38 protein-coding genes are annotated in these 24363 nt (G+C 60.8%); 36 read left to right on the top strand and 2 right to left on the bottom strand.

What is annotated here, in order from left to right; genetic code table 11:
* Window positions 1-119: 119 nt before the first annotated feature.
* The 18 genes from QNO06_RS04950 (at window position 120) to QNO06_RS04865 (ending at window position 7819) form a co-directional block, all read left to right on the top strand.
* Entirely contained in the window at window positions 120-644 is a 525-nt protein-coding gene (locus tag QNO06_RS04950) for a DNA N-6-adenine-methyltransferase (protein WP_227914500.1), read from the top strand.
* Window positions 641-1000, top strand: coding sequence for a RusA family crossover junction endodeoxyribonuclease (locus tag QNO06_RS04945; protein ID WP_227914501.1), 360 nt, complete (start codon window positions 641-643; stop codon window positions 998-1000). The genes QNO06_RS04950 and QNO06_RS04945 overlap by 4 nt, the downstream gene beginning before the upstream one ends.
* Window positions 1001-1057: 57 nt before the next feature.
* Window positions 1058-1252, top strand: coding sequence for a hypothetical protein (locus QNO06_RS04940; protein WP_227914504.1), 195 nt, complete (start codon window positions 1058-1060; stop codon window positions 1250-1252).
* A complete protein-coding gene (locus QNO06_RS04935) occupies window positions 1249-1440 on the top strand; it encodes a hypothetical protein (RefSeq protein WP_227914506.1) in 192 nt (63 codons plus the stop codon). Before QNO06_RS04940 ends, QNO06_RS04935 begins: the two co-directional genes overlap by 4 nt.
* The gene (locus QNO06_RS04930) at window positions 1437-1727 is read left to right on the top strand and encodes a hypothetical protein (protein WP_227914508.1); all 291 of its coding nucleotides are present in this window, start codon (window positions 1437-1439) and stop codon (window positions 1725-1727) included. Before QNO06_RS04935 ends, QNO06_RS04930 begins: the two co-directional genes overlap by 4 nt.
* A 26-nt stretch (window positions 1728-1753) precedes the next feature.
* A complete protein-coding gene (locus QNO06_RS04925; RefSeq protein WP_227914510.1) occupies window positions 1754-1951 on the top strand; it encodes a hypothetical protein in 198 nt (65 codons plus the stop codon).
* Window positions 1948-2166, top strand: coding sequence for a hypothetical protein (locus QNO06_RS04920; protein ID WP_227914512.1), 219 nt, complete (start codon window positions 1948-1950; stop codon window positions 2164-2166). The genes QNO06_RS04925 and QNO06_RS04920 overlap by 4 nt, the downstream gene beginning before the upstream one ends.
* Before the next feature lie 148 nt (window positions 2167-2314).
* Entirely contained in the window at window positions 2315-2455 is a 141-nt protein-coding gene (locus QNO06_RS04915; protein ID WP_284162761.1) for a hypothetical protein, read from the top strand.
* Window positions 2452-2694 carry a hypothetical protein gene (locus QNO06_RS04910; RefSeq protein ID WP_227914517.1) on the top strand — a complete coding sequence of 81 codons (243 nt, stop codon included), beginning with the start codon at window positions 2452-2454 and terminating at the stop codon, window positions 2692-2694. The genes QNO06_RS04915 and QNO06_RS04910 overlap by 4 nt, the downstream gene beginning before the upstream one ends.
* 133 nt (window positions 2695-2827) lie before the next feature.
* Entirely contained in the window at window positions 2828-3229 is a 402-nt protein-coding gene (locus QNO06_RS04905; RefSeq protein ID WP_227914520.1) for a DUF3310 domain-containing protein, read from the top strand.
* Window positions 3226-3591 (top strand): hypothetical protein, encoded by a 366-nt coding sequence (locus QNO06_RS04900; protein WP_227914521.1) that lies wholly within the window; start codon window positions 3226-3228, stop codon window positions 3589-3591. Before QNO06_RS04905 ends, QNO06_RS04900 begins: the two co-directional genes overlap by 4 nt.
* The gene (locus QNO06_RS04895) at window positions 3588-4205 is read left to right on the top strand and encodes a DUF7340 domain-containing protein (RefSeq protein ID WP_227914523.1); all 618 of its coding nucleotides are present in this window, start codon (window positions 3588-3590) and stop codon (window positions 4203-4205) included. The genes QNO06_RS04900 and QNO06_RS04895 overlap by 4 nt, the downstream gene beginning before the upstream one ends.
* A 558-nt stretch (window positions 4206-4763) precedes the next feature.
* Window positions 4764-5936 (top strand): hypothetical protein, encoded by a 1173-nt coding sequence (locus QNO06_RS04890; RefSeq protein ID WP_227914528.1) that lies wholly within the window; start codon window positions 4764-4766, stop codon window positions 5934-5936.
* An 8-nt stretch (window positions 5937-5944) separates the two neighbouring features.
* Window positions 5945-6187: a hypothetical protein gene (locus tag QNO06_RS04885; protein ID WP_227914530.1), complete on the top strand. Its 243-nt coding sequence runs from the start codon at window positions 5945-5947 to the stop codon at window positions 6185-6187.
* A 19-nt stretch (window positions 6188-6206) separates the two neighbouring features.
* Window positions 6207-6452, top strand: a complete 246-nt coding sequence (locus QNO06_RS04880; protein WP_227914532.1) for a hypothetical protein — start codon at window positions 6207-6209, stop codon at window positions 6450-6452.
* Between the two features lie 128 nt (window positions 6453-6580).
* Window positions 6581-6922 (top strand): RyR domain-containing protein, encoded by a 342-nt coding sequence (locus QNO06_RS04875; protein ID WP_227914535.1) that lies wholly within the window; start codon window positions 6581-6583, stop codon window positions 6920-6922.
* A 161-nt stretch (window positions 6923-7083) separates the two neighbouring features.
* On the top strand, window positions 7084-7362 hold the full coding sequence (locus QNO06_RS04870; RefSeq protein ID WP_227914536.1) for a hypothetical protein: 279 nt from the start codon (window positions 7084-7086) through the stop codon (window positions 7360-7362).
* Window positions 7363-7459: 97 nt separating this feature from the next.
* Window positions 7460-7819 (top strand): hypothetical protein, encoded by a 360-nt coding sequence (locus QNO06_RS04865; protein WP_227914537.1) that lies wholly within the window; start codon window positions 7460-7462, stop codon window positions 7817-7819.
* 7 nt (window positions 7820-7826) lie between these two features.
* On the opposite strand, the gene QNO06_RS04860 is transcribed toward QNO06_RS04865, so the two are convergent.
* The gene (locus QNO06_RS04860) at window positions 7827-8168 is read right to left on the bottom strand and encodes a hypothetical protein (protein ID WP_227914538.1); all 342 of its coding nucleotides are present in this window, start codon (window positions 8166-8168) and stop codon (window positions 7827-7829) included.
* Window positions 8169-8305: 137 nt separating this feature from the next.
* Here QNO06_RS04860 and QNO06_RS17030 point away from each other — a divergent pair, with 137 nt between their 5' ends.
* Complete coding sequence (locus QNO06_RS17030) at window positions 8306-8620, top strand: HNH endonuclease (RefSeq protein ID WP_502850234.1); 315 nt, start codon at window positions 8306-8308, stop codon at window positions 8618-8620.
* Window positions 8621-8903: 283 nt separating this feature from the next.
* Here the strand turns inward: QNO06_RS17030 and QNO06_RS04855 are convergent, their stop codons facing one another.
* Window positions 8904-9110: a hypothetical protein gene (locus QNO06_RS04855; RefSeq protein ID WP_227914601.1), complete on the bottom strand. Its 207-nt coding sequence runs from the start codon at window positions 9108-9110 to the stop codon at window positions 8904-8906.
* Window positions 9111-9420: 310 nt separating this feature from the next.
* On the opposite strand from QNO06_RS04855, the gene QNO06_RS04850 reads away from it, so the two are divergent.
* The 17 genes from QNO06_RS04850 to QNO06_RS04770 all read left to right on the top strand — a co-directional run bounded on the left by QNO06_RS04850 (window position 9421) and on the right by QNO06_RS04770 (window position 24353).
* A complete protein-coding gene (locus QNO06_RS04850) occupies window positions 9421-9720 on the top strand; it encodes a hypothetical protein (protein WP_227914543.1) in 300 nt (99 codons plus the stop codon).
* The gene (locus QNO06_RS04845; protein WP_227914545.1) at window positions 9680-11137 is read left to right on the top strand and encodes a terminase large subunit domain-containing protein; all 1458 of its coding nucleotides are present in this window, start codon (window positions 9680-9682) and stop codon (window positions 11135-11137) included. Before QNO06_RS04850 ends, QNO06_RS04845 begins: the two co-directional genes overlap by 41 nt.
* A complete protein-coding gene (locus tag QNO06_RS04840) occupies window positions 11134-12576 on the top strand; it encodes a phage portal protein (protein WP_227914546.1) in 1443 nt (480 codons plus the stop codon). The genes QNO06_RS04845 and QNO06_RS04840 overlap by 4 nt, the downstream gene beginning before the upstream one ends.
* The gene (locus QNO06_RS04835) at window positions 12533-13264 is read left to right on the top strand and encodes a VG15 protein (RefSeq protein ID WP_227914549.1); all 732 of its coding nucleotides are present in this window, start codon (window positions 12533-12535) and stop codon (window positions 13262-13264) included. The genes QNO06_RS04840 and QNO06_RS04835 overlap by 44 nt, the downstream gene beginning before the upstream one ends.
* Before the next feature lie 50 nt (window positions 13265-13314).
* Window positions 13315-13752, top strand: a complete 438-nt coding sequence (locus QNO06_RS04830) for a hypothetical protein (protein WP_227914551.1) — start codon at window positions 13315-13317, stop codon at window positions 13750-13752.
* A gap of 15 nt (window positions 13753-13767) precedes the next feature.
* Window positions 13768-14691, top strand: a complete 924-nt coding sequence (locus QNO06_RS04825) for a major capsid protein (protein ID WP_227914553.1) — start codon at window positions 13768-13770, stop codon at window positions 14689-14691.
* A complete protein-coding gene (locus QNO06_RS04820) occupies window positions 14691-14843 on the top strand; it encodes a DUF7302 family protein (RefSeq protein WP_227914555.1) in 153 nt (50 codons plus the stop codon). The genes QNO06_RS04825 and QNO06_RS04820 overlap by 1 nt, the downstream gene beginning before the upstream one ends.
* A gap of 8 nt (window positions 14844-14851) precedes the next feature.
* Entirely contained in the window at window positions 14852-15328 is a 477-nt protein-coding gene (locus QNO06_RS04815) for a hypothetical protein (protein WP_227914557.1), read from the top strand.
* 577 nt (window positions 15329-15905) lie between these two features.
* Window positions 15906-16307: a hypothetical protein gene (locus tag QNO06_RS04810; protein WP_227914559.1), complete on the top strand. Its 402-nt coding sequence runs from the start codon at window positions 15906-15908 to the stop codon at window positions 16305-16307.
* A gap of 73 nt (window positions 16308-16380) precedes the next feature.
* Window positions 16381-16932: a phage tail tube protein gene (locus tag QNO06_RS04805; protein ID WP_227914562.1), complete on the top strand. Its 552-nt coding sequence runs from the start codon at window positions 16381-16383 to the stop codon at window positions 16930-16932.
* A gap of 95 nt (window positions 16933-17027) precedes the next feature.
* Window positions 17028-17354, top strand: a complete 327-nt coding sequence (locus QNO06_RS04800) for a hypothetical protein (protein ID WP_227914564.1) — start codon at window positions 17028-17030, stop codon at window positions 17352-17354.
* Between the two features lie 14 nt (window positions 17355-17368).
* Window positions 17369-17761, top strand: a complete 393-nt coding sequence (locus tag QNO06_RS04795) for a hypothetical protein (RefSeq protein ID WP_227914566.1) — start codon at window positions 17369-17371, stop codon at window positions 17759-17761.
* 17 nt (window positions 17762-17778) lie between these two features.
* The gene (locus QNO06_RS04790; RefSeq protein WP_227914568.1) at window positions 17779-20328 is read left to right on the top strand and encodes a phage tail tape measure protein; all 2550 of its coding nucleotides are present in this window, start codon (window positions 17779-17781) and stop codon (window positions 20326-20328) included.
* Entirely contained in the window at window positions 20328-21203 is an 876-nt protein-coding gene (locus QNO06_RS04785) for a phage distal tail protein (protein WP_227914570.1), read from the top strand. The genes QNO06_RS04790 and QNO06_RS04785 overlap by 1 nt, the downstream gene beginning before the upstream one ends.
* A 6-nt stretch (window positions 21204-21209) precedes the next feature.
* Complete coding sequence (locus tag QNO06_RS04780; protein WP_227914572.1) at window positions 21210-22253, top strand: hypothetical protein; 1044 nt, start codon at window positions 21210-21212, stop codon at window positions 22251-22253.
* Window positions 22250-23320: a hypothetical protein gene (locus QNO06_RS04775; protein WP_227914574.1), complete on the top strand. Its 1071-nt coding sequence runs from the start codon at window positions 22250-22252 to the stop codon at window positions 23318-23320. Before QNO06_RS04780 ends, QNO06_RS04775 begins: the two co-directional genes overlap by 4 nt.
* Before the next feature lie 76 nt (window positions 23321-23396).
* On the top strand, window positions 23397-24353 hold the full coding sequence (locus QNO06_RS04770; RefSeq protein ID WP_284162747.1) for a hypothetical protein: 957 nt from the start codon (window positions 23397-23399) through the stop codon (window positions 24351-24353).
* Window positions 24354-24363 lie beyond the last annotated feature (10 nt).

Below are 24363 nucleotides of genomic sequence, written 5' to 3'. Positions count from 1 at the left end.
CACCCGCACCGTTGCGACTGCAAAGTCATCACGGAAGCGCAGGAGAAGGCGGGTGTTGTGTGCGGCATGCACACCCCCGGCCCGCACATTTACGTCGAGGAACCCCGGAGCCCGTGGGCATGAGCGGCGCAATGGGATCGCACCAGTCCGCAGCCATGATCTCCGACGTATGGCTTACACCCCCCTCCATCATCGAAGCACTCGGGCCCTTCGACCTCGACCCCTGCTCGCCACTCAACCGGCCATGGGACACCGCGGCCAAGCACTACACCATCGAAGACGATGGGCTGAGCCACGAATGGGAAGGCTCCGTCTGGCTGAACCCGCCATACGGCAAGCAGGCGGCGATCTGGCTTGAACGGCTCGCCAAGCACGGTGACGGGATCGCCCTGGTATTCGCTAGAACCGAGACGCGCATGTTCTTCGACCACGTGTGGCCGCACGCAACCGCCCTGCTGTTCATCGAATCCCGGCTTCACTTCCATCGCCCGGATGGGACGCGTGCACCAGCCAACGCGGGGGCGCCTTCCGTCCTGATCGCTTACGGCATTGATGCGGCCCGACGGCTCATGCGGTGCAGCATCCCCGGAGCGTTCGTGGACAACCGGACGACCGGGCTGATTGGCGAGGAGCTAGCGGCGTGATTGTTGAGGTTCCGGCGCCGGCTGGTTGGTTGAATTCGAATCAGCGGTTGCATCGTATGGCGGCTGCGAAGTTGACGGCTGAGTGGCGGCGGGCTGGTCGGGAGGCGGTGGCTGGTTTGCCGCCTCTGACCACGCCGGTGCATATCACGGCGTTCTTCTACAAGGCGCGTGGTGGACGGTATGACCCGAATAATTTGTGGCCGACTGTGAAGGCCGCAGTGGATGGCCTGGTTGAGGCGGGGTTGTTGGTGGATGACGACCATGAGCATGTGATCGGCCCGGACATGCGGCATGGGGGTAAAGGTTCGCCGCGGATTGTGTTGGAGATTGTGGAAGAAACCTCTCAAACACCCTAGTAAACAACCTGATTGGGAGGTATTGTGGGGGTACGCGAACAACCGAAAGGGAAGAACATGGAACCCACCACACTGGCCTTCAAGACTGCCGATACGTCCCTGGCCCACCGCAACGGGTCCGCTATCCGGATCCTGCAGACGATCACAGAACCGGACGCCACCCATGATGCCGAAGTCCTGCCGATGCACGTGGTGGAGTTCCCGGATGGAGTGAAGGCTGAAATCTGGCCGGATGAAGCGGTTGCAGCGTGAGCATCTGGGACCCGCGTTACGAGGCGATCGTGGCGGCGAAGACACGGGTGCAGCAGGCGACCGTGTTTGTGGATGCGGCGACAGTGGCCCGCCCGTTCAACATGAGCCTACTCAATCAGCGGATGGACGAGTTGTCGGCCGCACACCAAGCATTGCAGGACGCCTACAACCAGGAGAACGCAGCATGAGCACACTGGACGACATCAAAGCGCGCGCTGCAGGAGCGGCAGAGGCGCGACTGAAGCTCATCAACGCCGAAGATGAATCCCAAGAAAAGGCGCTTTCAATCAGTGCCGCCTTCATCGCCGAACAGTCCTCCTACGATGTGCCGAAGCTCGTGGCCGCACTCGAAGCCGTGCAGCAGTTGGCTGAGGAGGCTATGAGCGAGTCCGCCTACTTGCTGCCGGGCGGATATCCCAGCAAGCCCGTGGAAGCCCGCCTGATCCTCACAATGATCTCGGAGGCCCTCGCATGAGCGCCCTGACTACTCGTGCGCGGTTGATGGCGCCGTTTACGGAGGATGGGCCGCTCATCATCGAACTCTGTGACCGGGTAGACCACCTCGAACACGACCAGGACCGCACACTCGCAGCGTTGGCGGACATGGGCGACTACCAAGACGACGAAGACCCCGCCGAAAGCCTCGCACGCGGCCTCGAAGCCAAACGCATCGCCGGTAAGCGAAGGAGGGCGGCATGAACCGCATGGCAGAAGTCATCGCGGCGCTACTGGTCAAGCACAGGGTCTACGTCCGCAATGAGGACTTCGGCGGCGTGATCTGTGATGAGTGCGGATGGGAAGTCGCCTCCAAGTGGCCCGAAGCGAACTTTGGCATCACGACCACAGTCCGCATTGGAGAACACGAATCGCACGCCGCACTCTCCGCGGTCACGAAGCTGGTGAGTGCGGCATGACCACGGACCATCTTGCGGATGACTTGGAGGAGATTGGGCGGACTCATTCGATTGGGGAGATGCGTTTCCTCGCTGACCGTGTCCGTAGCCTGCTCACCGAACTCGAATCCGCACGGAAGGGTCAGGGCAGATGGGTTGGCTGATCAGCGTGATTGAGACGAAAGACGACCAGGTTGGGTTCGTCCCCGGGCACGAACAGATCCTCCGCGGGCTGGGTTGGATCCAACGAAGTGAAGCAACCACCATCACCATCCACGACCACATCCGCAACCACAAGGACGCCGCATGAACATGAACGAAGCAGAACTCCGCGCAGAAGTTGAACGACTCACTGCCGCAAACCATCGACTGTCCACCCACCTGATCGGCATGAGCGACACCCTGCAAGCGTCCGCACGAGAGATCGCAGCGAAGGCGTGGGAGGAAGGCCGTGCATCCGTCGCCCTCGACTTCCTCAAGCCCATGGATGAAACCGGCATCCGGGAATCCACGCCCAACCCGTACCGCCAAGCCGAGGACGCCGCATGACCCGCCTCTTGCTAACCCCGGTGTTCTGGTTGGTTGCGTGACTATCCCAGGTAGGCGACCAAACCGACTGCCAATGCGGGTGCAACAACCTAAACCAGTTGGAAATAGAAATACAACCAGAAAGCGCGGGGACATGAGCGAATACAAAGTTGGGGATCCGGTGCGGGTAGTGAATGTCAAAGACGGCCGTTACGGCAAGTCTGGGACAGTCGTGGACATCGATGAGTCGTTCGTCTTGCCGATCATGGTGAGCATAGGCGGCATTGGGACCCGTTACGCCACCGAAGAACTCGAACTCATCGACACACCCACCCCTGATCCCGTCGCCCACCCGCCGCATTACACGGAGGGTGTGCCAGCGGGTGTGGAAGTCATCGACATCATCCGGGCACACGAAGCAGCAGGTGGGACTTGGGAGACGCTGAACGCGGTGAAGTACATCCTCCGCCACACCCTCAAAGACAACCCCGTGCAGGACATCAAGAAAGCAATCCAATACCTGAGCATGTGGGTAGAACGGCAGGAGACGGTATGAAGGCGGAACGGAGCGACCGGCGCGACGATCTGGCGCAGGCCAATGAGCACCTTTGGCTCTCAGATCTCCGCAAGAACCCGGGCGGTGAGGTGCGGCTGTTCTCAGCGGGCGGCAAGCTGATTAGTGGGACCTATGCCGTTCAGGTCACAAGGTCCATCGATGCAATGGTGCGAGCAGCAGCCAAGCCCCGCATCATCACGACGGTCGAGGAACTGCGTGCGCTGCCGAACAGGGTTGTGATCCGTGATGCATTGGAGGACATCATGGAGCGGGTTAGCGGCACTTGGTATTACGGTGACTTTCACGGATGCGTGCCCGCCCTCCCTGCCACCGTCCTGAACGAACCAGGAGCCGCTGCATGATCTATGACATCGCCATGTCTCTCCGCCTGGACGTGGATGAGCTGACACGCACCCACCTGCAAACCCACGAAACCGCGTACAGCATCGACGGGCAAGCACTCATCGAGAAAACCAGCGGCCAAGTCCCCGGACTCATCGCACAACTCCGCGAATCCACCACGGAAGGCATCGGCGGCAACGGAGGCGCATCAGGCTTCCACCCCAAAATCCCTATTGCTGTCGGCGCGTACACCCTCTACGAATCCATCCAAACCACCGCCGGCAACGAATACGAACGACTCACCGGCACACGCAAACACAAGAGCATCGAAGACAACATCCAAGGATGGGCCGCACACGCAACCATCAACCCCACCGAACAAGAACACTGCCTCAACACCTTGGACCGGTGGATAGACGACATCCAGGAAATGCTGAACCCGCCGCGACGTTGGGAACTCTCGCACCCCTGCCCCATCTGCAAGGAGAAGTATGTGATCCGGGTGGTGGATGATGAGAAGACCAGGGCTGCAGCGTTGATTGTGACCGCACGGGATGGTGGTGTGGCGTCGTGTAGGGCGTGCGGTGTGGAGTGGACGTCCGGTGAATGGCAAGAACTAGCAGCAGCGTTATGAAACCGTTATAGAATAACTTCCCATTTCCTGCCCAAACACCCCACCTAACTGCTAGAATCAATACCAGTTGGACCAACCATGTCCAAAACACCCTCACACAAGCAACGGCCCCCAACACTGGGGGCCGTTCTTTGTGTGACCATAGACGTGACGCTACCCGGGCCGCGAGGCGGTTGTTCGCAGCTCCACCCGAAGGCCAATCAGGCCGAGTCCGGGTAGCAGTCACCCAAAACCCCGCACATGATCATGCGGGTCAGAAGGGCTCCAACACTTCCCAGGTTGGAGCCCTTCACCATTCTGGGGAGGAAACACGCCGTGCCCGTAATCACACAAGCCGCACCACACACAATGTCCTGCAGCTACCGACGCTCCATAGACGAGCTCAAAACACACCCCGACTACGACCACACCGACGAAGCACTGGTCAAAGAATGGGAAAACGGGAACATCTCAGCCGCACGAGTGGCGCGGCAACTCCGAACCGCCGGCTTCCAAACCTCAGCCACCATCGTGAAAGACCACCGCCGCGGCGAGTGCGCTTGCCGGGTGGACATCTAAATGGGGCTCCTCAAAGCAGTAGAAGCCGAAGCACCCACACCAGACCTCACCGGCCGATGCGACGTCACCCCAGACGGCGGCGAATTCATCGACGTCCAAGTAACCGAACCGCTCAAAGACTGGTCCGCCATCTTCGAACGCTTCAACCTCGACCCCGGCACCTTCGTCATCGTGGACGACACCGTCCGCATGAGCACCTGGCAGCAGTCCAAGCGCACCGACACTGGTGACCGCGACGTCGTGAACCTCTACTCCTACCGGGCAAGGTTCACCCGCAAAGCCGTTGGCGCCATCGAAATCAAAGACCTCATCGCTGACGTCCGCAAATGGAAGCCAGCGAAGAAGAAGCCGGCACCCGAGGGCACACCGGTCACCATGTTCGTTGGCTGGGCTGATTGGCAGCTTGGAAAATCGGAAGGCGACGGGACCGCGGGCACCACGGAGCGTGTCCTAAAATCGTTCGAAGACACCGCCACACGCATCAAAGCCCTACTCAAACAGGGCCACAACATTGAGCGTGTCCTCATCGCCAACATGGGCGACCACACCGAAGCCGTCACAGGGCACTACACGTCGCAGACGTACAGTGTGGACCTCAACCAGCGGGACCAACTGAACCTCGCGATTGAGCTCAACATGCAGGGCATCAAAACCCTCGCACCATTGGTCGAACACACCACGTACGCTGCCTGCCTGTGTAACCACGGGCAATGGCAGCGCATGGCCGGTAAACCGATCACAGACGACTCGGACAACAGCACAGGGTTCATCGCTGACACGCTCCGAACCGTCTGCAACCTCCACCCCGACCTCGCCCACATGGACTGGCTTATCCCCCGCGACGAGATGATCACGACCGGAACTTTCTCCGGGGTGAACGTCGCTATGGGGCACGGCCACAAGATCGGCGGCAACGAGGAAACGTGGCTCACCCGCCAATCATCCTGGCTGAAAACCACTGCAGGGTTCGACCCCGAACTGTGGGCGACCGCGCACCGGCACACAGCCTCACTGACCGACTACGGGCCCTATCACCGGATCCAGTGCACCACGAACGACCCCGGGTCCAAGTCCTTCACGGACGGGACCGGGAAGTTCAGCACACGGGGAACAACAACGTTCCTCATCGGCCAGCACGACGCCCGCAAGTTCTCCCACTACGAAGTCATCTAGGAGGCAGCATGAGTGGCGCTGTTCTTGTAGAAGTAGACGGGGAGAAGGCTCTCTACGTGGGCCACATGCTCGTCGCACAGGGGGACTCCATCGACCTAGCCAGACTCCCTGCGAATCAGCGGGAGAGCCTAGTGGTGAGGCGCGATCTTGAAGCGGATGTCAACTGGCTCCTAACAATGCAGGAGTATCCCCAGCATCTCGACGATCTCTACGAGCACGAAGTGATGTGGGCTGCGGATTGGCCCGACTAGCAATGGTTCGGAGGTTGACATGAGCACGCTCGGAGCCATCCAGCCCCCGTGGTGGCGCACGCTGATGGCACTGGACAAAGCGCCCGCGAACGTTCTGGCTATCGACAAAAACGGGCAGTCGTGGCAGCAGGCAGCAGAGGCGGGTTCCATCAATCCTGAGGATGTGAAGTGGCAAAGGAGCGAGGGAGAAGGAAGCCCAATAACTTCGTTGACTCTGGCTCAACTGGGCCCGATAACGATCCTCAATGCCCCCGTCGCAGCGTGAACGCATCCTGATTCGTGCGGCCCGGTTGCGTGTGACGTGTGACCGGAAACTCGGGCACACCACACCAGCATGGGTCACCGAACTCGCACAACGACCGCTAGAACCGTCCTGAGCACATAAGGAGACCCATGCGCCCCGAAGATATCGCCCGAGTCTGCCACGAAGCGAACCGAGCCCTGCAGATCATTCAAGCCGACCCCGCCCCGTCCCCCGAGTGGGAAACTGCCCCTGATTGGCAGAGGGAGTCCGCCATCGAAGGCGTAGAGAAGGCCGTCGCAGGCGAGACCCCTGAGCAGCTCCACCAGTCGTGGTGCGACTTCAAGACGGCCGATGGCTGGACGTACGGCCCGATCAAGGACGCGGAGCAGAAAACACATCCCTGCCTCGTAGCCTACTCCGAACTGCCTGCGGATCAGCGCATCAAGGATGACCTGTTCCAAGCGGTCGTAGGCTCACTTACCGCCGCATAACGCGGCCCCACAACTGTCCTCCACAGGGGATGGCCGACCGTGCACACACAATCGTGACCAGGCACCGAGCCCGCCAACCACCAACAGAGGAACACCACGGGAGTACCGCCTCAGACACCCGAAGCACAAACAGAGGCCCCCAACACACTTGAGGAGACGACGTGCGCTTATACAAGGCAGTGTGTGCGTGGCTCGAAGCCAACGCCACACAAATGAGCCGCACTGAACCGCCCCGCGAGCCAGGCGAACCGCACCCCGAAGGCAACAACTTCAGCCAAGCGGAACACGCACACTCCTACACCAGTGAACCCGAACTCCACACCGGCTACACCGGCATCTCAATCGACTACGACGAAGACCATGGCGGCGTATACAGGTCACGGCCAATCGGATTCCAACGAAACCCCCAACGCGCTGTTGGGAAGAAGAAGCAGCCCTGACAAACCAGGAGGTGCTTATCTCCCGCGCCAGGGTCACGGCGCACGGCCTGCCGTCGAGAGACGTTGCCAACCCCACCACGCTTATGCAGGAGGCCCCATGGGACAGCAGACCGACGTGCTAGACCGCGTATTGCGAGACGCATGCAACGACGCCGAGCAAGGCCTCACCGTCGCATTCATCGCTCCCACCCGAGCGGCAGGCAGGGCAGCACTTCGACAACTCAAGGACAACGCACCCGCCGGCGCCGCCACGTTCTACATGACCAACGGCGCCGAAGAAATCCGCATGCACAGTGGCGGCAGGGTGTTCCTTTCTGTACCCAAAGGCGGCATCCGAGGAACCAACGTGGACCACATCTATATCCCAGCCAAGATGGAGACGCCCGATGTCATGGAAGAACTCGCCCCGGCCGTCGCAACCAGTGACCATCCAGCCATAGTGGGCTACTTCGTTTGATCGGCACCTACTGCTGCAGCATCAAACCCTGCAACCGCTCCTTGAACTCCTTAGCCTCCTTATGAGACACACGGAAATCCAAAGTATTACCAGGCACAATCACAGTGACCACCGTGTTCACCATGCCCTTCTTCGACGTCACAGACGACACCGAACGAACCGGCACCATCTCCGTCTCCTTATTACGCACACCAGTCGCCAACATGGACAGGCCGCCAGTCATCATGCCGGCCGCGACCTTACCGCCAGACACGCCAGCACGCGACCACTCAATACGATCCGAGAACAACTGCACCTTCGCATTCTTCCCAGCAACATGCGACGTAAAAGACAACAACGGATCAGACATGGGTACCCCCTATAGGAAAGCCAGTAGGGGCCCCACACTAAACCCCTGCACCCACAATTAACAAGCCCCCACCCCACCCCCAAGTCCACCCCCGAGGAGGCCGCAAATGACACACCAACACACCATGAGCGGCACACATGGCCGGCAGTAGAACAGGCACAGCAACATGGTTCAAGATCCGCAACCAAGCCCGAGCCCAAGCCCTCAACGCCGGACTAACACGCTGCCCCATCCCAGGATGCGGCGTACACATGGACTGGGAATACTCAGGCCGACCCGACAGCGCAGAAGTTGACCACATCATCCCGCATGCGCAAGGTGGGCCCGACACCATCGAGAACACCCGCGTCATATGCAGGCAATGCAACCAACGACTCGGCGGAAGAATGAACAAGCGGGCACCCAGGCCCAGGGTCGAAACGAAGGCCCTCCCCACCGCCGTGGATTGGTGACAGCAGGACCCCCAGGGGGATAACCCTCCCCCTCCCCGTTCTTTAGCTCCCCAGTGTATAGCGATCTATTTTCAGTCTTTTTCCACACGGGGGCCTGGGTGGGGCGTCCTTCGGGCATGTGTGGCTTTGTGAGCGCCTGACGTTGGGGGTTAGGGCATCTAAGACCCCCACGGCGGCAGAGGGGCGTGTGTCCGGCCGGCCCTGTTGGCTCGTGAAAGTTCGCCTAGATTTCGCCAATTATGTGTGACATGCGGTATGATAGGAGCATGGAAAACAGGGTCTGTCAGGGGTGCGGGGAGCCGATCAACCTTCGGCGCGAGGGGGCGCGGACGTGTTCGGCGCGGTGCCGGAAGCGGGTGTCGCGTTCGGCATTCCCCGCGTCGATGACATCCCGGGACCGCTGGTTGAGGCGTGATGCGGCGAAGCGTCCGCTGACGGTGGCCGGCAAGGCGGGCAGTTCTACGGATCCGCGGACCTGGTCATCTTTCAACGAAGCTAGGGCGTCTCAGGTTGGGGCTGGCCTGGGGTATGTGCTTGGTGACGGCATCGGTTGTTGGGATTTCGACCATTGCATTGTTGAGGGCAGGTTGGTCAATTGGGCGCGTGAGGCTATCGAGGCTATCGCGGAGCCCATTGTTTTCTCTGAGATTTCCCAGTCGGGTGAGGGCGTCCATGTGTTTGTTGAGACTCCTGAGGGTAAGGGCCGCAAGATTCGGGACGGACGCAGTATCGAGTTTTACCCTTCCGGACGGTATATCGCCGTCACTGGGAGGCCGCTAACGCTTTAGGAGGTGCACATCATGCCGGAGAAATACCCACGAGTTGCCACAGCTGACGATGTTCCGGCGCCTCCTTTGACGGTGGCGGAGGCGGTTCTGCGTGGTTCCCGTTTGGATCAGCTTGTCGCTATGCGGCGTATTGCTGCTGCGGCGATTGATTCACCGGAGACGTCGCCTCGTGATTTGAAGGCGCTCATGTTGAGCGTAAATGAGTTCTCGAAAGAGATTGAGCAGCTTCGCGCCTCGCTGGCGGAGGAAGCCCGCGATGCGGAGGTTGCTAATGGTGTCATCAGTACGAAGTGGAGACCCGAAGCTATCTGAGGTTGCCCGGCATCTGATCCTTCCGTCTGGCATTGTTTCGTCTGACTTCCCGTTGCTTGCTGTACAGCTTGAGCGGATGCAGACGCCGCTTGATGAGTGGCAGCGCGGCCTGATGATGTCCGTCTTGGCTAAGCGCGAGGACGGGATGTATGCCTGCGGTATTGGTGGGGCGGTCATTTCAATCCCTCGCCAGGTGGGCAAGACGTACACCATCGGCGCCCTGATCTTTGCTCTCTGTGCACAGAACCCGGGCATGTTGGTTCTGTGGAGTGCGCACCGTGTGCGTACCCATAACGAGACGTTCAAGTCGATGGATGCGATGTCTCAGCGCCCTGCGGTGCGGCCTTATGTGCGGCGGGTTCTTACTGGTGCCGGCACTGAGGCTGTGGAGTTCACGAACGGTTCGCGGATCCTGTTTGGTGCCCGGGAGTCTGGCTTTGGTCGTGGGTTCGCGAAGGTAGATGTGCTTGTTCTTGATGAGGCGCAGATCCTCACAGAGAAGGCCATGGAGGACATGGTGCCGGCGACGAACGCGGCGCCGAATGGCCTTGTCCTGATGATGGGTACACCTCCTCGTCCTGCTGACCCGGGCGAGGTGTTCATTAATCGTCGTGCAGCTGCTTTGTCTGGTGAGGATGAGGACGTGTTGTACGTGGAGTTTTCCGCGGACCCTGGTGCTAATCCTGATGACCGGAAGCAGTGGCGCATCGCTAATCCGTCCCATCCGCGCCGTACTACTGAGACGGCGATTCTGCGGATGCGGAAGCTGCTGGGCTCGGCTGAGTCGTTTCTCCGTGAAGGCCTGGGCATTTGGGATGAGGCGGCGCTGACGAAGAAGGCTATCAAGCCGGCTACGTGGGCTGCGCGGAAGGTTGTTCCTGATGCGGTGCCGGAAGACGGCCGGCGTGTTTATGCTGTCCGGTTTGCTGTGGATGGGTCAGGGGTCGCGTTGGCCGCTGCGATGCGGCCGGAACAGGGCCCTGTCCATGTTGAGGGCATAAAGGTCGCTTCGATGGGTGAAGGTACGCGCTGGTTGGTGGATTGGTTGCTCGATCGCCACGCTAAGGCTGCGCAGATCGTGATCGACGGGAAGTCGGGCGTCGGCTATTTGGTGAACGCGCTGATTGAGGGCGGTGTTCCTAAGACTGTGATTCTCACGCCGGGTACGGATGCGGTAGTCGCGGCACATTCGATGTTGGAGTCCGCGATCAATTCGAACGAAATTACCCACAGTGGGCAGAAGGAACTGGACGACCAAGTGAGGGTCGCTGAGAAGCGGAAGATCGGTTCGACTGGCGGGTTCGGTTGGGCTGCCCCTGATGGCGAGAGCGTGACCCTTCTGGACGCTGTGACTCTAGCCCATTGGGGCGCTAAGACAACGAAACGTAGACCAGGACGAAAGGCGAGCTTCCTATGAATGAATGGAACAGCTCAGACATTACAGGTCTGCAGATTTCGAATGTCTCGGACGCTGACATGGATATTGTTCGGAGCCTGATCCAGGAGTGGAGTGATCGGCGGACGAAGAACCTTCGCCGGTCCCTGTACCACGACGGGGAGCAGGCGTTCCGGGATCTTGGGCTCATGCTTCCGCCGCAGTTGAAGAACGCTAAGTTCTATCTGGGGTGGGGGACGATGGCTGTCCGCAAGGCGGCTGTCCGCTCTCAGTTTGAGGGGTTGCGGCTGCCTGGGTCTGAAGACCCGTTGGGGTTGAACCAGACGCTGGCAGAGAACAATTTTGGGTTGGAGCTCGGGCAGGGTATCAACTCTGCGTATACGCACGGGCCTGCTTTCGTGACTGTGGCTAAGGGTGGCGAAGGTGAGCCGGATGTGCAGATACAGCCGCATTCCGCGGTGTCTGCGTCTGCCTTGTGGGACCGGCGGAAGCGGCGTGTTGCGGCAGCCCTGACTATTTCTGCGATGGACCGGGATAAGCCGTCTGAGTTCATTGCGTATCTGCCGGACAAGATCCTCAAGTGTGCTAAGGGTGCGTCGGGTTGGACGGCCGAGGTGATCCCGAACCAGATCAAACGGACGCTGGTTGTGCCGTTGACGTATGACCCGCAGTTGATGAAGCCGTTCGGGCGCTCTCGGATCAGCGGCCCGGTGATGGCTCTGACGGACATGGCCGTCAGAGCGTATGTGCGCATGGAAGGGAACGCTGAGTTCTATTCGTCTCCCCAGCTCGCCATTGAGGGCATTGACCCTGAGGCGTTTGGGGAGGTCAGCGAGACGAAGAAGTTCAAGCTTGCCATGGACCGGCTGATCGCCTTGACCCGGGATGCGGAAGGCAACGCGCCAACGATCAAGCAGCTGCAGCAAGCCACGATGACGCCTCACTCTGACATGCTCCGGACCGTTGCGATGGCGTTCTCTGGGGAGACGGGCATCCCGCCTCATTCGCTGGGTGTCATCCATGACAATCCGTCGTCGGCTGAGGCTATCCGCGCTGCGGAACATGACCTGCTGATCGACGTTACCCACCAGAACAGGTATGTGCTGGGCACTGCGGTAACGAACATTGCTCGCCTCGCTGTGATGGTGCGCGATGGTTTGACTGAGCCGCCTGCCGAGTCGTGGAACCTCTCTGCCAGGTTCGCTGATCCTGAGTTCCGTTCAACGTCGGCCAATGCTGACGCTTACGTGAAGATGGCCGGTTCCAATCCTGAGCTTGCTATGTCCTCCGTGCTGCTGGAAACCGTCTTCGATGACGACCAGGTTGACCGGATCCAGGCGGAGCGTAAGCGGGAGCAGTCGGGCAGTTTGGTTTCTCAGTTGCTCGCTAGTAGGACTACGCCGGAGGTGCCTGTAGATGGTGGACAGAGCAGCGTTGGAGCGGTACCGCTCAGCGAATAAGGAGCTGTCGGCTCGTGTCCGGGATGTTTTGGAGGAGTTCTTCCTTTCCTTGGATTTGAGTAAGCCGGACAAGGTCAGGGACGCGTTGTTGGAGTTCACGCCGGCGTTGACTACCCAGTATGGTGACGTCGCCGCGGTGTTGGCGGCTGACTATTACGAGGAGATGCGGGGAGCTTCCGGCGCGGCCGGAAAGTTTAGGACCTCGCTTGCGAAGACGGTCCCTGGCGCTGCTGTTGCATCCCAGACTCGGTACTTGGCGGGCCATCTGTGGACGCCCACTCCGGAGGCAATTCTTGGCCCGCTGCTTACCTCGGTGGATAAGTACGTGAAGCAACCGGGGCGAGACACTATTGTGCGGAACGCTTCGCGGGAGGGTGTCCGTTGGGCGCGTGTTCCCACTGGCCCTAACACCTGTTCGTTCTGCCTCATCCTGGCTTCCCGGGATGCGGTGTACCTGTCCGAGGAATCTGCGGGCGGCGACGGGGATTCCTACCACGGCGATTGCTACTGCATGCCGGTGCGTATGGGGCCCGGCGATGAATACCCAGAGGGGTACTTGCCGGATAGCTACTACGAGATGTACACCTCGGCCCGCGACGAAGCACAGTCCGGCGATATACGCGACATAAGCGCGGCCATGCGCCGGCAAAATCCTGACCTCGTTACTGACGGGGTCCATACCCATTAGACCACCAGCCCCGCACGGGGCTGTCTTATCCCGCACGGGAGGAATAACCGATGAGTGAAGCACCTACTGAAGTCACGCCCGAACAGGCGCAGTCTCCGGCCCCGGAAGCTCCTGCACAGGAGATTGATTGGAAGGCCGAAGCACGCAAATGGGAGGGCAGGGCTAAGGAGAACAAGGGCGCCCTGGACGAACTGACTGGCAAGTACACCACCGTGGAAACACGGGTGGGTGAGCTTTCCAAGAAGGTCCAGGATTTCGAAGCGGAGAAGGAACGGGCTGAGATCCTTTCCGACGTCGCTGAGAAGTCTGGCGTGCCTGCCTCCGCCCTTCGCGGTAACACCCGCGACGAGTTGGAAGCGCACGCTGCTGACCTCGCCAAGCTCATCAAACCTTCCGGCCCAATTATTCCGGGGCAGGAAAAAGCACCGCAAAGAATCCCGGACAGCCCGAACGCTGAGTTCGCCCGCAAGCTGTTCGGTTCAGACTAAACGAAAGGTTAGACCATGGCTGTTTTCGGTACATCCGAAGCTAAGGTCATGCTGCCCCGCAACATCGCGGACAGCATGATCCAGGAAGCACGTTCCGAGTCCACCGTTGCCAAGCTGTCCGGCGCTGAGCCGCAGCGGTTCGGTGAGACTGAGTACATCATCTTCAACGAGTTCCCGAAGGCGGAGTTCGTTGAGGAGGGCGCCCAGAAGTCCTCCACCACCGGCGGATACAGTGCGGTGAAGTCCAAGCCCCGCAAGGCTCAGGTCACCATGCGGTTCAACGAGGAAGTCCAGTGGGCTTCTGAGGACTACCAGCTGTCGATTCTGTCCGATCTTGCCGCCGCCGGCCGGACCGCGCTTTCCCGCGGCCTCGACCTTGGCATGTATCACCGCATCAACCCGCTTACCGGCCAGGTCATCACCTCGTGGGACAACTACGTCACCAAGACCTCGAAGCGTGTTGAGCTTGGCGCTGCTGAGGCTGACGCGGACCTCCGTGCTGCGGTCGGCCTGCTGCTGAACCAGGACACCTCCTGGGGCGTCAATGGTGTTGCCATCGACCCGAAGTTCGCGTGGTCGCTGGCGAACCTGCAGACGAAGAACGCTGACGGGTCGCCCTCGGGCACTCAGCGTTACCCGAACCTCGGCTTCGGCACTGACGTGACGTCGATCCTCGGCATCAACGCGGCTCAGGGAAACACGGTTTCCGGCACCCCGGAAGCTGCTGACACCGGCATCCGTGCCATCGTGGGCGACTTCCAGAACGGTATCCGCTGGGGCGTGCAGCGTGAACTGCCCGTTGAGCTGATCCGTTTCGGCGACCCGGACGGCCAGGGCGACCTCAAGCGCAACAACCAGATCGCGCTCCGCCTCGAAGTCGTGTACGGCTGGTACGCATTCGAGGATCGGTTCGCCGTCATCGAGAACGCTGCAGCCTAATGCCGCGGTTCACCAACTCCGTGACCGGCGTCGTGGTGAACGTGGATGAAGTTACTGCCGCGCAGCTGGGGTCCGAATGGGCCCCAGCTGCCGGCAAGGCTGCGCCGCAGAAACCGCAGACGAAGCCAAAGCCCCGCCGCAAGAACACCTAGGAGGTCTGATGGCTGACGTAACACCGTTCCCGTTCGCAAACGTGGACGACTTGAAAGCACGTTGGCCGGACTTCCCCACCGGGGCTGAGGCGCATGCCATGGTCCTCCTCGAAGACGCCTCACAGTTCATCCTGGATACGGTGCCGACTGCCGCGAACGCCACGGAGGCGACCCGTCGCCGTGTCGTGTGCGCCGTGGTGCGGCGGGCTATGCCCGTCCAAGACGCCGGGATGGAGTCGATCCAGCAGACCGCTGGGCCGTTCTCGCAGCTGGTGAAGCCGGTCAACCCGAACGGCGATTTCTATCTGACGAAACAGGAGCAAACTGCGTTGGGTGCGGGCGCTGTGCGTGCGTTTGGGGTGCCCGTTGGCGGCGCCCCGTGCTCTTCGCACGTGCCTTGGTGCAACCTGAATTTTGGTGCTCGCTACTGCTCTTGTGGGGCCGATATTGCTGGCGAACCGATCTATGAGCGGGATGGTCTATGAGGTTCCGCGGGGGCGTGACGGTGTATGTGTTGCGGCGGGTCCCCGGCGAGATGGTTGATGGGTATAAGTCCGAGGGCACATGGTCTGCGCCTGACCCGGTCGAGTTCTGCGCTGTCGCTCCTGGCGATGTTGTTGAACCGTTTGAGCCAAGCCGGGAGGGGTCTTCGGTGCAGTACACCGTCTACGCGCCGCCCGGGACGAAGGTCGGCAAGGACGATCGTGTCCGTGTCCCGGGTGAGGCCGAACCCCTAGACGCTATCGGCCCTGGTCGTGAGTGGACCAACCCTTTTACAGGCGACACCTTTGGCGTCGTCATCAAGTTGGGGAGGTTCGATGGCTGATAAGCCGCGGATTGAATACAACAGTGCAATGTTCCGGGCAATCCTGACTGGTCCTGAGGTCCAAGCTGACATCACTTCGCGGGTTCAGAGGGTGGAGAGCGCCGCGGGTGAAGGGTACGAGGGAGATGTGAAGGTCGGGCCGAACCGTATCCGCGGCTCCGTAGCGACAGCCACATCTGAGGCGCGTCGTGAGGAAGCCGAGAACGGCACGTTGTCTCGGGCGATTGGGGCTGCGGGTGGCTGAGGTTATTGAGTTCCCCAATCCGGCCGTGTGGGCGATCAAGTATTTGACCCCACTCATGGTCGGGGAGTTCGCCGTGCCAGTCATGGGTGAGGTTCCTGATCCCCGGCCTAAACGGTTCGTTACCTTCCAGAACGCGGGCGGTGACCAACAGACCCTCGTCTCAGATGCCGGCCAACTGATGGTCGAGTGCTGGGATTCGACGGACCCCAAAGCGGAGCGGCTTATGGCCCGCGTCCGCGCCCTGATGGCTGGCGTTGTTGGCCAGAAGGTCGATGGCATCCGCTGCTACAAGGTCGAGCAGATGGGCCGGCCGGCGTACGTGCCGGATCCGAATGCCAAAGTGCCGCGCTACCGGCAGAACATCCGAATCCATCTGAGGGGCTACCGCGTGTAGCCCCTCTTGCTTTCCCGCTCTACTTTCACGACGGCCTCGCCGTCATACACCTATGAGGAAATGAGGGGCCGTTATGGCGCTTAATTCAGATAACGTGCGGGTGGCCGTCACCGGCGCCGTGTACACACTCCCGATCGACGTAGAGGGCCCGGATGGTGCGAGTGGCACCGTTGTGGGCGGCGTGGATCTTGGCTATGTGGGCGATGGTGGTGTCACGGAAACGCGTGACCGTTCGTCCGAGAAGATCAAGGCCTGGCAGCACGGCGCGACCGTGCGTGAGGTCGTGACTGAGGGTTCGTTCACCCTGTCGTTCGTCCTGCTGGAAACGAAGCGGGAGAACATCGAGCTCTACTACGGCGGCACGGTTGAGGCTGACGGTTCGATCGTCATCAACCCTTCCTCGACTGGTGGGCGCCGGCAGTTCGTTGTGGACGTCATTGATGATGACGACTTCATCCGCACCTACATCAAGTCCGGTCAGGTCACTGAGGTTGGCGATCAGGTGTACGCGAACGGCGAGGCCATCGGCTACGAGGTCACCGTCACTGCATACGACTCCAACTTCGACGGCCGCACCGGTGCCGCGAAGAAGTGGTACTCCTCCCTCGCTGAGGCTGCTGCGTAACCCACCCATATCTCCCTTGGCTGGCCTGTTGAGCGGGCAGGCCAGCCAAGGGTTCCACCCCGCTCCCCGCTTATTTGACTTGTAGGAGACACATCATGGCAGCACCCCGTAAGCCCCAGGACCGCCTTGCGAAGAAGGCCGACGAGGGCGAGAACTTCACCTTCGAGCACGACGGCGAGTCGTTTGAATTGCCGCCCGCGTCGACGGTGGCGCACTGCATTACCGGCCGGCAGACCCGGCAGTCCGTGATTGACGGCGACCTTGGCCAGCTTCGGCTTGCGTTCCTGCTGCTGGATGCCCTCGGCGATGACGCTGATGAGGCGCGTGAGGTGCTGTATTCGATGCCGTCCCCGGACATGATGCCGATCGTGTTCCGTTGGCTGAGTTTCAAGCCTGCTGATGGGGCGTCCCTGGGGGAATAATCTGGCTCCTCCGCGTGATCGACAAGTTCGAGGGCCCGTTGGTGTTTGATTGCCGGCGGGTCCTTGGTCTTGATATACGCGATTTCGGAGGGGCCGTCTCGTGGCGGCACGCGTACCTGTTGGTGCAGGAATTGATGAAGGATCCGGCGAACCATTTGGCTGCTGCTGTTGCTGAGTGGGATTACCCGGCGTCGCGGGAGTATTTGGCGACGTTGGATTTGTACGACTTGCAGCACAAGTCGAAGGCTGGCAAAGGCAAGAATCCGAAGCCGTATCCGCGTCCGTTCAAGGATGTTGAGAAGAAGCGGTTCGGTAAGACGAAACTCTCGCCTGCTCGGGCGATTGAGGTATTGGCTGCCCGCTCCCCGTTGAGGGCTGGTGGCGACGCTGCGGTGATGCCCGCTTAGGTTCAGGAGGACCCCTTATGGCTTACGAAATCGCCACAGCATATGTGAGTTTGGTGCCGTCCATGAAGGGCGCTCAGGGGCAGATCGCGTCGCAGTTGGTGCCGGACGCGGCTAAGGCTGGTGAGAGTGCGGGTTCTCAGAGTGGCGGGTTGTTCAATTCGTCGTTTGTGAAGTTCGCGGCGGTGGGCGCGATTGTGGCGGGTGTGGGTGCCGCGTTCAAGGGCCTGTATGAGGTCGGGTCTGTGTTCGATGATGTGGCGGACACGATCAGGGTGGGGACGGGCGCGAGTGGTGAGGCGCTTGAGGGTCTGACTGCGGTGGCCCAGCATGTGGGCCAGTCGATCCCTGCTGACTTCTCCGCGGTGGGTTCCACGGTTGCGGACTTGAACACTCGTCTTGGGTTGACGGGTGGGACACTGGATACCGTTGCTCAGCAGTATCTTGAGGCGGGCCGGATCCTTGGCACGGACGTCGATATTAATGCGACGTCGGCTGCGTTCTCGGCTTTTCAGATTGAGGGCGAAGGCGTTGTCGGCGCCATGGATTCCCTGTTCCAGGTGTCTCAGGCAACCGGCGTGGGCATGAATGAGCTGGCCGGCAGTGTCCAGTCCGCGGCCCCGGCACTGCAGACCCTCGGATTCAGTTTCAAGGACTCGGCCGCACTGGCCGGTTCGCTGGACAAGGCGGGCCTGAATACGGGCCAGGTGATGAACGGCCTAGGTAAGGCCCTCGTGACCTTGGCGAAGGACGGCGAGGAACCACAGGCGGCATTCCAGCGGACCACGCAGGAGCTGCAGGGCTTCATTGACGCGGGCGATAAGGGTGCCGCGCTGGACCTTGCCTCGCAGTTGTTCGGCACGAAGGGCGCTAACCAGTTCGTCGCCGCAATGGAGTCGGGCACCCTGTCGATGACTGACCTGTTTGAGGCTACGGGCGCGAGCAGTGACACCATCATCGGGCTTGGCAAAGAGACGATGGACGCTGCGGAGTCGTGGCAGATACTCAAGAACAACGGGCTGGCGGCGCTCGAGCCGCTGGGGTCAGCCGTCTTTGGTGCAGTCGGGTCCGCCCTAGGAGTCCTGGCTGGCCACGCGGAAGGCGCGGCTGCAGCATTCCAGACGATCCAAGACAAGGTCGGCACAGCCTTCGAGACAATTTCTTACGGGTTCACCATGCCGCCGGATCTTGCGGCCGGCCTGGGCGAAAAGATCAACCCGCTCCTTGAGGTGGGCGTGAAGCTGAGGGAGCTGTTCAACGCAGTAGGGGATGCGCTGGCTCCGATTGGCGCGGCGCTAGGTTCGGCATTCTCGTCGCTCGGGCCGCAGCTTGGGAGCGTCTTGCCGATGCTCTCCCCGTTCGGCCTGATCTTTAACGCGTTGCTGCCGGTCCTGCCGCAGGTTGGTGCGCTTATCGGCGACCTCGTCGCGCAGCTTGGGCCGCTCCTGGGTGGCGTGCTGGAGATGGTGATCCCGCTGATTGGGATGCTGGTGGAGACGTTGTCGGGTGTTTTCGTCGCGATCATGCCGACCATTGTGCAGTTGGTGGCGGCCTTGAGCGGTGCAATGACGACGCTAGTGCCGGTCATCATGGGGGTTCTTGCCGCCGTGATGCCTTTGGTCATGTCGCTGGTCAGCTCTCTCGCCCCGATTCTGATCCAGTTGGTGCAGTCGGTCATGCCTCCGATCATCACCATCTTCACGGCTCTGGTTACTGCCATTGCCCCACTGATAACCATCATTGCGGGCCTGCTGATTCCGATCATTCAGGCACTGCTGCCGGTGGTCGTGACGGTGTTCGGTGTGATCGCGTCGGTGATTACGGCGGCTATGCAGATCGTGCAGGGCATCATTCAGGTGGTCACAGGCATCATCTCTGGCAATTGGTCGCAGGTGTGGGACGGCATCAAGAACATCCTGTCCGGCGTTTGGAATGCCATCACATCGGTGGTGTCCGGGGCCATGCAGATCATCGGTTCGGTCATTGGCGCCTACTTGAATGTGGTGGCGTCCCTTTGGTCTTCGGTATGGAACGGCATCCTTGGTTTTCTCTCCGGTATTTGGGGCGGAATTACGGGCGCAATATCGGGCGGCATCGGCAACGTTGTGAACCTCGTTTCGTCCATCAAGGACAAGGTGTTGGGTGCGGTTTCGGGTGCTGGTCAGTGGTTGTGGGATGCGGGCAAGAACGTCGTGCAGGGCCTCATGGATGGCATCAAGTCGTTGGCGGGTTCAATTGGAAGCTTCTTCCTCGACCTGCTCCCGGGTTGGATTGTAGGCCCATTCAAGACAGCGCTTGGCATCCATTCCCCGTCCCGCGTGTTCCGCGAGTTCGGCGGCAACATCGGCGAAGGGCTCATGCTCGGCATCGGCGACACAGAGTCAGCCATCGATAAGCAGATGGCGTCCCTTGTCACCGTGCCTGCCGCGCCCCGCTTCGAGGTTGGCACAGACATCTCTGGCGGTTCCGCAATGGGCAATAAGCCCCAGCAGGTCTTCAACGTTCACGAGGCCGCTAATCCGTATTCGACTGCTGTGCATATCGCACGGCTGCAGGGGGCTGCTGTCTGATGGTTGATATTGCATGGACGACGGACCGCCCACGGTTCAGTGTGACGCTTCCGGGCATGGTGTTGCAGGGGCAGGCTGCTGAGTCTGCCCCTGTGGCGGGCGTGTTTTCGGACTTGAAGGGTTGGTGGGATCCGCCGTCTTCGAGGGGCACGGTTACGCAGCGGTCGTATCAGCATGGCGGTTGGGCGGACCGGGCCTATTATTCGCCGCGTGTCCTGGTGCTGGAGGGGTCACTGTTTGGTGACGATCCTTTGGCGGTGCGGGACGCGTTCGAGGCGTTTATTGGCGGCCTGTCGATCAATGACTTGTTCCCTTTGGTGGTCACTGAGGGCAGCCTGTCGCGTTATGCGATGGTGCGCCTTGAGGAGGATCCGCTTGTTGTGTGGCGTGGTGGCGGTGAGGCTACGTTCAACATCCAGCTTATTGCCCCGGATTATCGCCGCCTTTCGGGTACTGGTCCGGCTCCCGCTTATTCGCTGACGGTGCCTTTGCCGCGTACTCAGGGTGGCCGTGTGCGCCCGTACACGTTGCCGTCAACGATCAACGCGACGGTGGTGTCTGGGTCGGTGGATGTGCTGAATTCGGGTACTGCGCCGGCTCCTGTGACTGTTCGGTTTGATGGTCCGGTTTCGGGCCCGACTGTGCGTATGCCGGATGGGCAGTGGTTGTCCTTTGATTTGGATGTGTTGCCGGGTCAGTCGCTGGTTGTGGATTTGGATGCGCGGACGGCCCTGCTGAATGGGGTGTCGCGGCGTGGCACTATGCGCGGCCGTTGGTTGGTGTTTGGTCCGGGCAGTAACACTCTCACTTTTGATGCGGCTTCGTATGACGAGGCTGCCCGTATGACCGTGTCTTGGTCTGATTCTTGGAAGTAGGTTGTCATGGCTGGAGTAATCAAGCCGCTGTACATCAACGGGACTGAGTATGACGCGGAGGGTGAACGCCGCGGGCTTGGCGGCCTGGTGGCTCAGTCATCTGCGGGTGTCGCCCGGACTGGTGCGCTCGGTCCGGCGCCGGCTGTGTCGTTGTCTGGCTCAAATGTGCAGGTGGGCCCGTTCAACTGTGCGATCGGCAGCACCAAGGGCGTGTACCTGACGGGCGTGGATTCGGTGACGTCGGCGGGCACTTTGGGTGTTGCTGATGCGACGAATGGCCGCCTTGATCGTGTGGTGCTGGAGGTGCTGGACCCGGATAACGGTTCGGGCGGCACGACTCGCCTGGGCCGTCTGCGGATCATCACTGGCACCCCCGCTGCCCTTCCCGGCCTGCCTGCCTTGCCGCCGCTTGCGTTGCATGTGGCGTCGGTTCAGGTGCCGAAGTCGGGTGCTGGTAGCCCTGTGGTAACGGTGGATGCGCCGTTGACTGCTGCTGCTGGTGCGCCTATTCCTGTGCGGTCGCAAGCTGAGCGTGATGCCGTGGCTGCCGTGGACGGCACAATTGTTCAGCGATTGGATCGCCAGGGCACCTTGCAGCACGCGGTTGTGACGATGGCTTCGGGTACGCCAACGACTCGCTGGTTCGAGCCGGGCGGGGTCCTCGGGTACAAGCAGATGGTGGCGAACTCTAATCTGGGCAGCAGTAACTTGTACGTGGAGCTGCCGGCTTTCAACCTGAGCTTCGAGACTGTGGGTGGTCGCGCTGCGTCGGTGGAGTTCTCGGGTGTCATGTCGGGCAATGCGGGCGCGAAGTACGGGTTCATCGTGACGGTGGATGGCACGCCGGTCCGCCGTTCGCAGGTGGATTTGACGGCGACTGCGTTGGAGACGGCGTTCAACTTCACGGGGCGGACGGGCGCCTTGGGTGCTGGCACCCATAACTTGCAGGTCCTTGGGGCTCATCTGGCGGGGCCGGGTGGTTACACGATCTACGGCCCGGGCGTGTACGGGCAGACGTATGTGGCGGTCCGGGATGATGGTGTTGCGTGACGTACCGGTTCTTGGTGTGTGAGTTGAAGACTGGCAGGGTCCTGGATTCGGCGCCGTTCACGATTGAGGGCGAGTTGTCTCGGGTGTTGCAGGGCCACGGTTCGGGGACTCTTTCTTTGCCGGTCTTGCATCCTGAGTGTCCGCCGAATTGGGATCAGCTGATTCTGCCGTGGCGGAACCTGATCCTTGTGTTGGATGGTGAGGATCGGATTGTGTGGCATGGGGTCCCGAATGATGATGCCGCGGATTCGGTGGATACGGTGTCGTTCCCGTGTGTGACGTTGGAGGCGTATTTCTTGCGCCGGTATGTGCCGTCGTTGGCGTATGTGCAGCGGGATCAGGCGGACATTGCCCGCGATCTTGCCTCCATTTGTGGGGATGCGGCTGGGATTCCGCTCAACTATGACTGCCCGAAGACTGGCGTACTGCGGGACCGTGTGTATGCGGACGATGAGAACGCCCGCGTCTACAACCGTTTGCAGGAGTTGGCGGCGGTGGAGAACGGGTTCAACTGGACCGTTGACGTGGACTGGACGGACGATTCGCATACCCGTGTGAAGTACACGTTCCGCACCGGTTACCCGCATCTCGGGTATCGGACGGACGCCCCGGAGCATGTGTTCGATATGCCGGGCAACGTGTCCGGGTTCGACAGTTCGAGGCCGTGGGGCGACGGTGATGCGGCTACCCATGTGCGGGCGATTGGTGACGGTGATGCGGAGTCGAAACTGATGTCCGCCCCGGTCGTGGATACGGTGCGTGAGGCTGCAGGGTTCGTCCGTTTGGAGGATCGCCGCCAGTTTTCGGGTGTGAAGGATGTGCGGACGATCAACGGTCACGCGCAGGCGATGGCGGCGCAGTTGTTCGGTGGTCAGAACGTGTTGACGGTGACGGTTCGGGATGGGGTGGGTACGTCGTTGGGTGACCTGACTTTGGGTGATACGGCGCGGGTCACGGTTGATGCGCTGACACGAAAATTGGATGAGGTGCTTGTGGTTGTTGGTTGGTCTCTTAGTTCGGGGTCGTCTGAGTTCAAGCCGACGCTGGCACGGTTGGGGGTGGTGTAGATGGTTGGGATGAACGGTATCCCCCAGCAGGTTACGCCGCAGCGGTTGGCTCAGCGGGTTCGCTGATCTTGAGCGCATGGTGGAGCAGCTGACGTCGCAGCGCACGTATGTGAATGTCGGCAACATTGTCGAGGGCGGCACCATCAATGAGAGCGTCGGCACGGCACTCACGGAGACGGTGCAAAAAGAGATCGTGATCGAGCGGCAGAACCTCGCCGAAGCCGCACTCACCGACGTCGTGGTCACCGGCACCATCTCCAGCAAGGGCAAGACGGCCGAGAACCCGCCCCGCAACATCAGCGTCAGTATGACGACCGTCTCCCGCAACTTGCTCGGGCAGGAGGCCGCAAACCCCGGCATCTTTTTTGAAGTGGAAGGCGTGGATCGCGCCCTTTCTCCCGGGGTGTATAGCGCGGATGGAGAATCGCTCTATCTTGGCTCGTCAGGCAGGTCCGGCGGCACCCTAATGACCCTCGGCCCAACAACCCGACTCGTCTCCGACAATGTAGCGATCGGTGGACTGTTGTCCTCGCTCATCGAGGTCAACACCCCTGGGCGAACGGTAAGCGTGGGAGACACGGCTGCGTACGTGAACCTGCTCGGCAATGTGAAGGTGAACGGGAATCTGCTCGATGTTCAGCACGCCGAGTTCACCACCGTATTCTCACTCCCCACCGGCACCACAAACCGGAAGCCAACCACCCCATTCACACCCGACCAAACCACCACCAAAAACGGCTCATACGCCACCCCCGCCGAAGCAGGAGCAATCACACTCACAGCCGGTGTCTACGCCATCACCTACCGGGCAGACTGCGGCGCACCAATGGGCGCACAAGGCCGAATCGCGATCCTCAACAGCGACGAAACCCGCACCCACATCAACATGCCCATCCCCAACGAATGGGACGGCACACTAACCACACCCAACCTCTACCTGCCCACAACACAAAAAATCGTGTTCACCGTCAAACAAACCAGCGGCACCACACTCAACTGCAACATCCGCGTCGCCATCGAAAAACTCAAGTAACAAAGGTCTC

The organism is Arthrobacter sp. zg-Y20 (assembly GCF_030142075.1).
Classification (GTDB): Bacteria; Actinomycetota; Actinomycetes; order Actinomycetales; family Micrococcaceae; genus Arthrobacter_B.
The sequence above is the reverse complement of the archived record's forward strand: the minus strand, read 5'-3'. Positions and strand labels throughout refer to the sequence as shown.

Coding starts and splice junctions, on each gene's coding strand:
- QNO06_RS04790 (WP_227914568.1), top strand. CDS start 17,779: ATGGCTTACGAAATCGCCACAGCATATGTGAGTTTGGTGCCGTCCATG.
- QNO06_RS04835 (WP_227914549.1), top strand. CDS start 12,533: ATGGTGGACAGAGCAGCGTTGGAGCGGTACCGCTCAGCGAATAAGGAG.
- QNO06_RS04800 (WP_227914564.1), top strand. CDS start 17,028: ATGGCAGCACCCCGTAAGCCCCAGGACCGCCTTGCGAAGAAGGCCGAC.
- QNO06_RS04880 (WP_227914532.1), top strand. CDS start 6,207: ATGAGCACGCTCGGAGCCATCCAGCCCCCGTGGTGGCGCACGCTGATG.
- QNO06_RS04895 (WP_227914523.1), top strand. CDS start 3,588: ATGATCTATGACATCGCCATGTCTCTCCGCCTGGACGTGGATGAGCTG.
- QNO06_RS04865 (WP_227914537.1), top strand. CDS start 7,460: ATGGGACAGCAGACCGACGTGCTAGACCGCGTATTGCGAGACGCATGC.
- QNO06_RS04905 (WP_227914520.1), top strand. CDS start 2,828: ATGAGCGAATACAAAGTTGGGGATCCGGTGCGGGTAGTGAATGTCAAA.
- QNO06_RS04780 (WP_227914572.1), top strand. CDS start 21,210: ATGGCTGGAGTAATCAAGCCGCTGTACATCAACGGGACTGAGTATGAC.
- QNO06_RS04785 (WP_227914570.1), top strand. CDS start 20,328: ATGGTTGATATTGCATGGACGACGGACCGCCCACGGTTCAGTGTGACG.
- QNO06_RS04950 (WP_227914500.1), top strand. CDS start 120: ATGAGCGGCGCAATGGGATCGCACCAGTCCGCAGCCATGATCTCCGAC.
- QNO06_RS04770 (WP_284162747.1), top strand. CDS start 23,397: ATGGTGGAGCAGCTGACGTCGCAGCGCACGTATGTGAATGTCGGCAAC.
- QNO06_RS04860 (WP_227914538.1), bottom strand. CDS start 8,168: ATGTCTGATCCGTTGTTGTCTTTTACGTCGCATGTTGCTGGGAAGAAT.
- QNO06_RS04830 (WP_227914551.1), top strand. CDS start 13,315: ATGAGTGAAGCACCTACTGAAGTCACGCCCGAACAGGCGCAGTCTCCG.
- QNO06_RS04940 (WP_227914504.1), top strand. CDS start 1,058: ATGGAACCCACCACACTGGCCTTCAAGACTGCCGATACGTCCCTGGCC.
- QNO06_RS17030 (WP_502850234.1), top strand. CDS start 8,306: ATGGCCGGCAGTAGAACAGGCACAGCAACATGGTTCAAGATCCGCAAC.
- QNO06_RS04885 (WP_227914530.1), top strand. CDS start 5,945: ATGAGTGGCGCTGTTCTTGTAGAAGTAGACGGGGAGAAGGCTCTCTAC.
- QNO06_RS04920 (WP_227914512.1), top strand. CDS start 1,948: ATGAACCGCATGGCAGAAGTCATCGCGGCGCTACTGGTCAAGCACAGG.
- QNO06_RS04840 (WP_227914546.1), top strand. CDS start 11,134: ATGAATGAATGGAACAGCTCAGACATTACAGGTCTGCAGATTTCGAAT.
- QNO06_RS04845 (WP_227914545.1), top strand. CDS start 9,680: ATGGTGTCATCAGTACGAAGTGGAGACCCGAAGCTATCTGAGGTTGCC.
- QNO06_RS04805 (WP_227914562.1), top strand. CDS start 16,381: ATGGCGCTTAATTCAGATAACGTGCGGGTGGCCGTCACCGGCGCCGTG.
- QNO06_RS04850 (WP_227914543.1), top strand. CDS start 9,421: ATGCCGGAGAAATACCCACGAGTTGCCACAGCTGACGATGTTCCGGCG.
- QNO06_RS04820 (WP_227914555.1), top strand. CDS start 14,691: ATGCCGCGGTTCACCAACTCCGTGACCGGCGTCGTGGTGAACGTGGAT.
- QNO06_RS04930 (WP_227914508.1), top strand. CDS start 1,437: ATGAGCACACTGGACGACATCAAAGCGCGCGCTGCAGGAGCGGCAGAG.
- QNO06_RS04825 (WP_227914553.1), top strand. CDS start 13,768: ATGGCTGTTTTCGGTACATCCGAAGCTAAGGTCATGCTGCCCCGCAAC.
- QNO06_RS04900 (WP_227914521.1), top strand. CDS start 3,226: ATGAAGGCGGAACGGAGCGACCGGCGCGACGATCTGGCGCAGGCCAAT.
- QNO06_RS04890 (WP_227914528.1), top strand. CDS start 4,764: ATGGGGCTCCTCAAAGCAGTAGAAGCCGAAGCACCCACACCAGACCTC.
- QNO06_RS04925 (WP_227914510.1), top strand. CDS start 1,754: ATGGCGCCGTTTACGGAGGATGGGCCGCTCATCATCGAACTCTGTGAC.
- QNO06_RS04910 (WP_227914517.1), top strand. CDS start 2,452: ATGAACATGAACGAAGCAGAACTCCGCGCAGAAGTTGAACGACTCACT.
- QNO06_RS04875 (WP_227914535.1), top strand. CDS start 6,581: ATGCGCCCCGAAGATATCGCCCGAGTCTGCCACGAAGCGAACCGAGCC.
- QNO06_RS04815 (WP_227914557.1), top strand. CDS start 14,852: ATGGCTGACGTAACACCGTTCCCGTTCGCAAACGTGGACGACTTGAAA.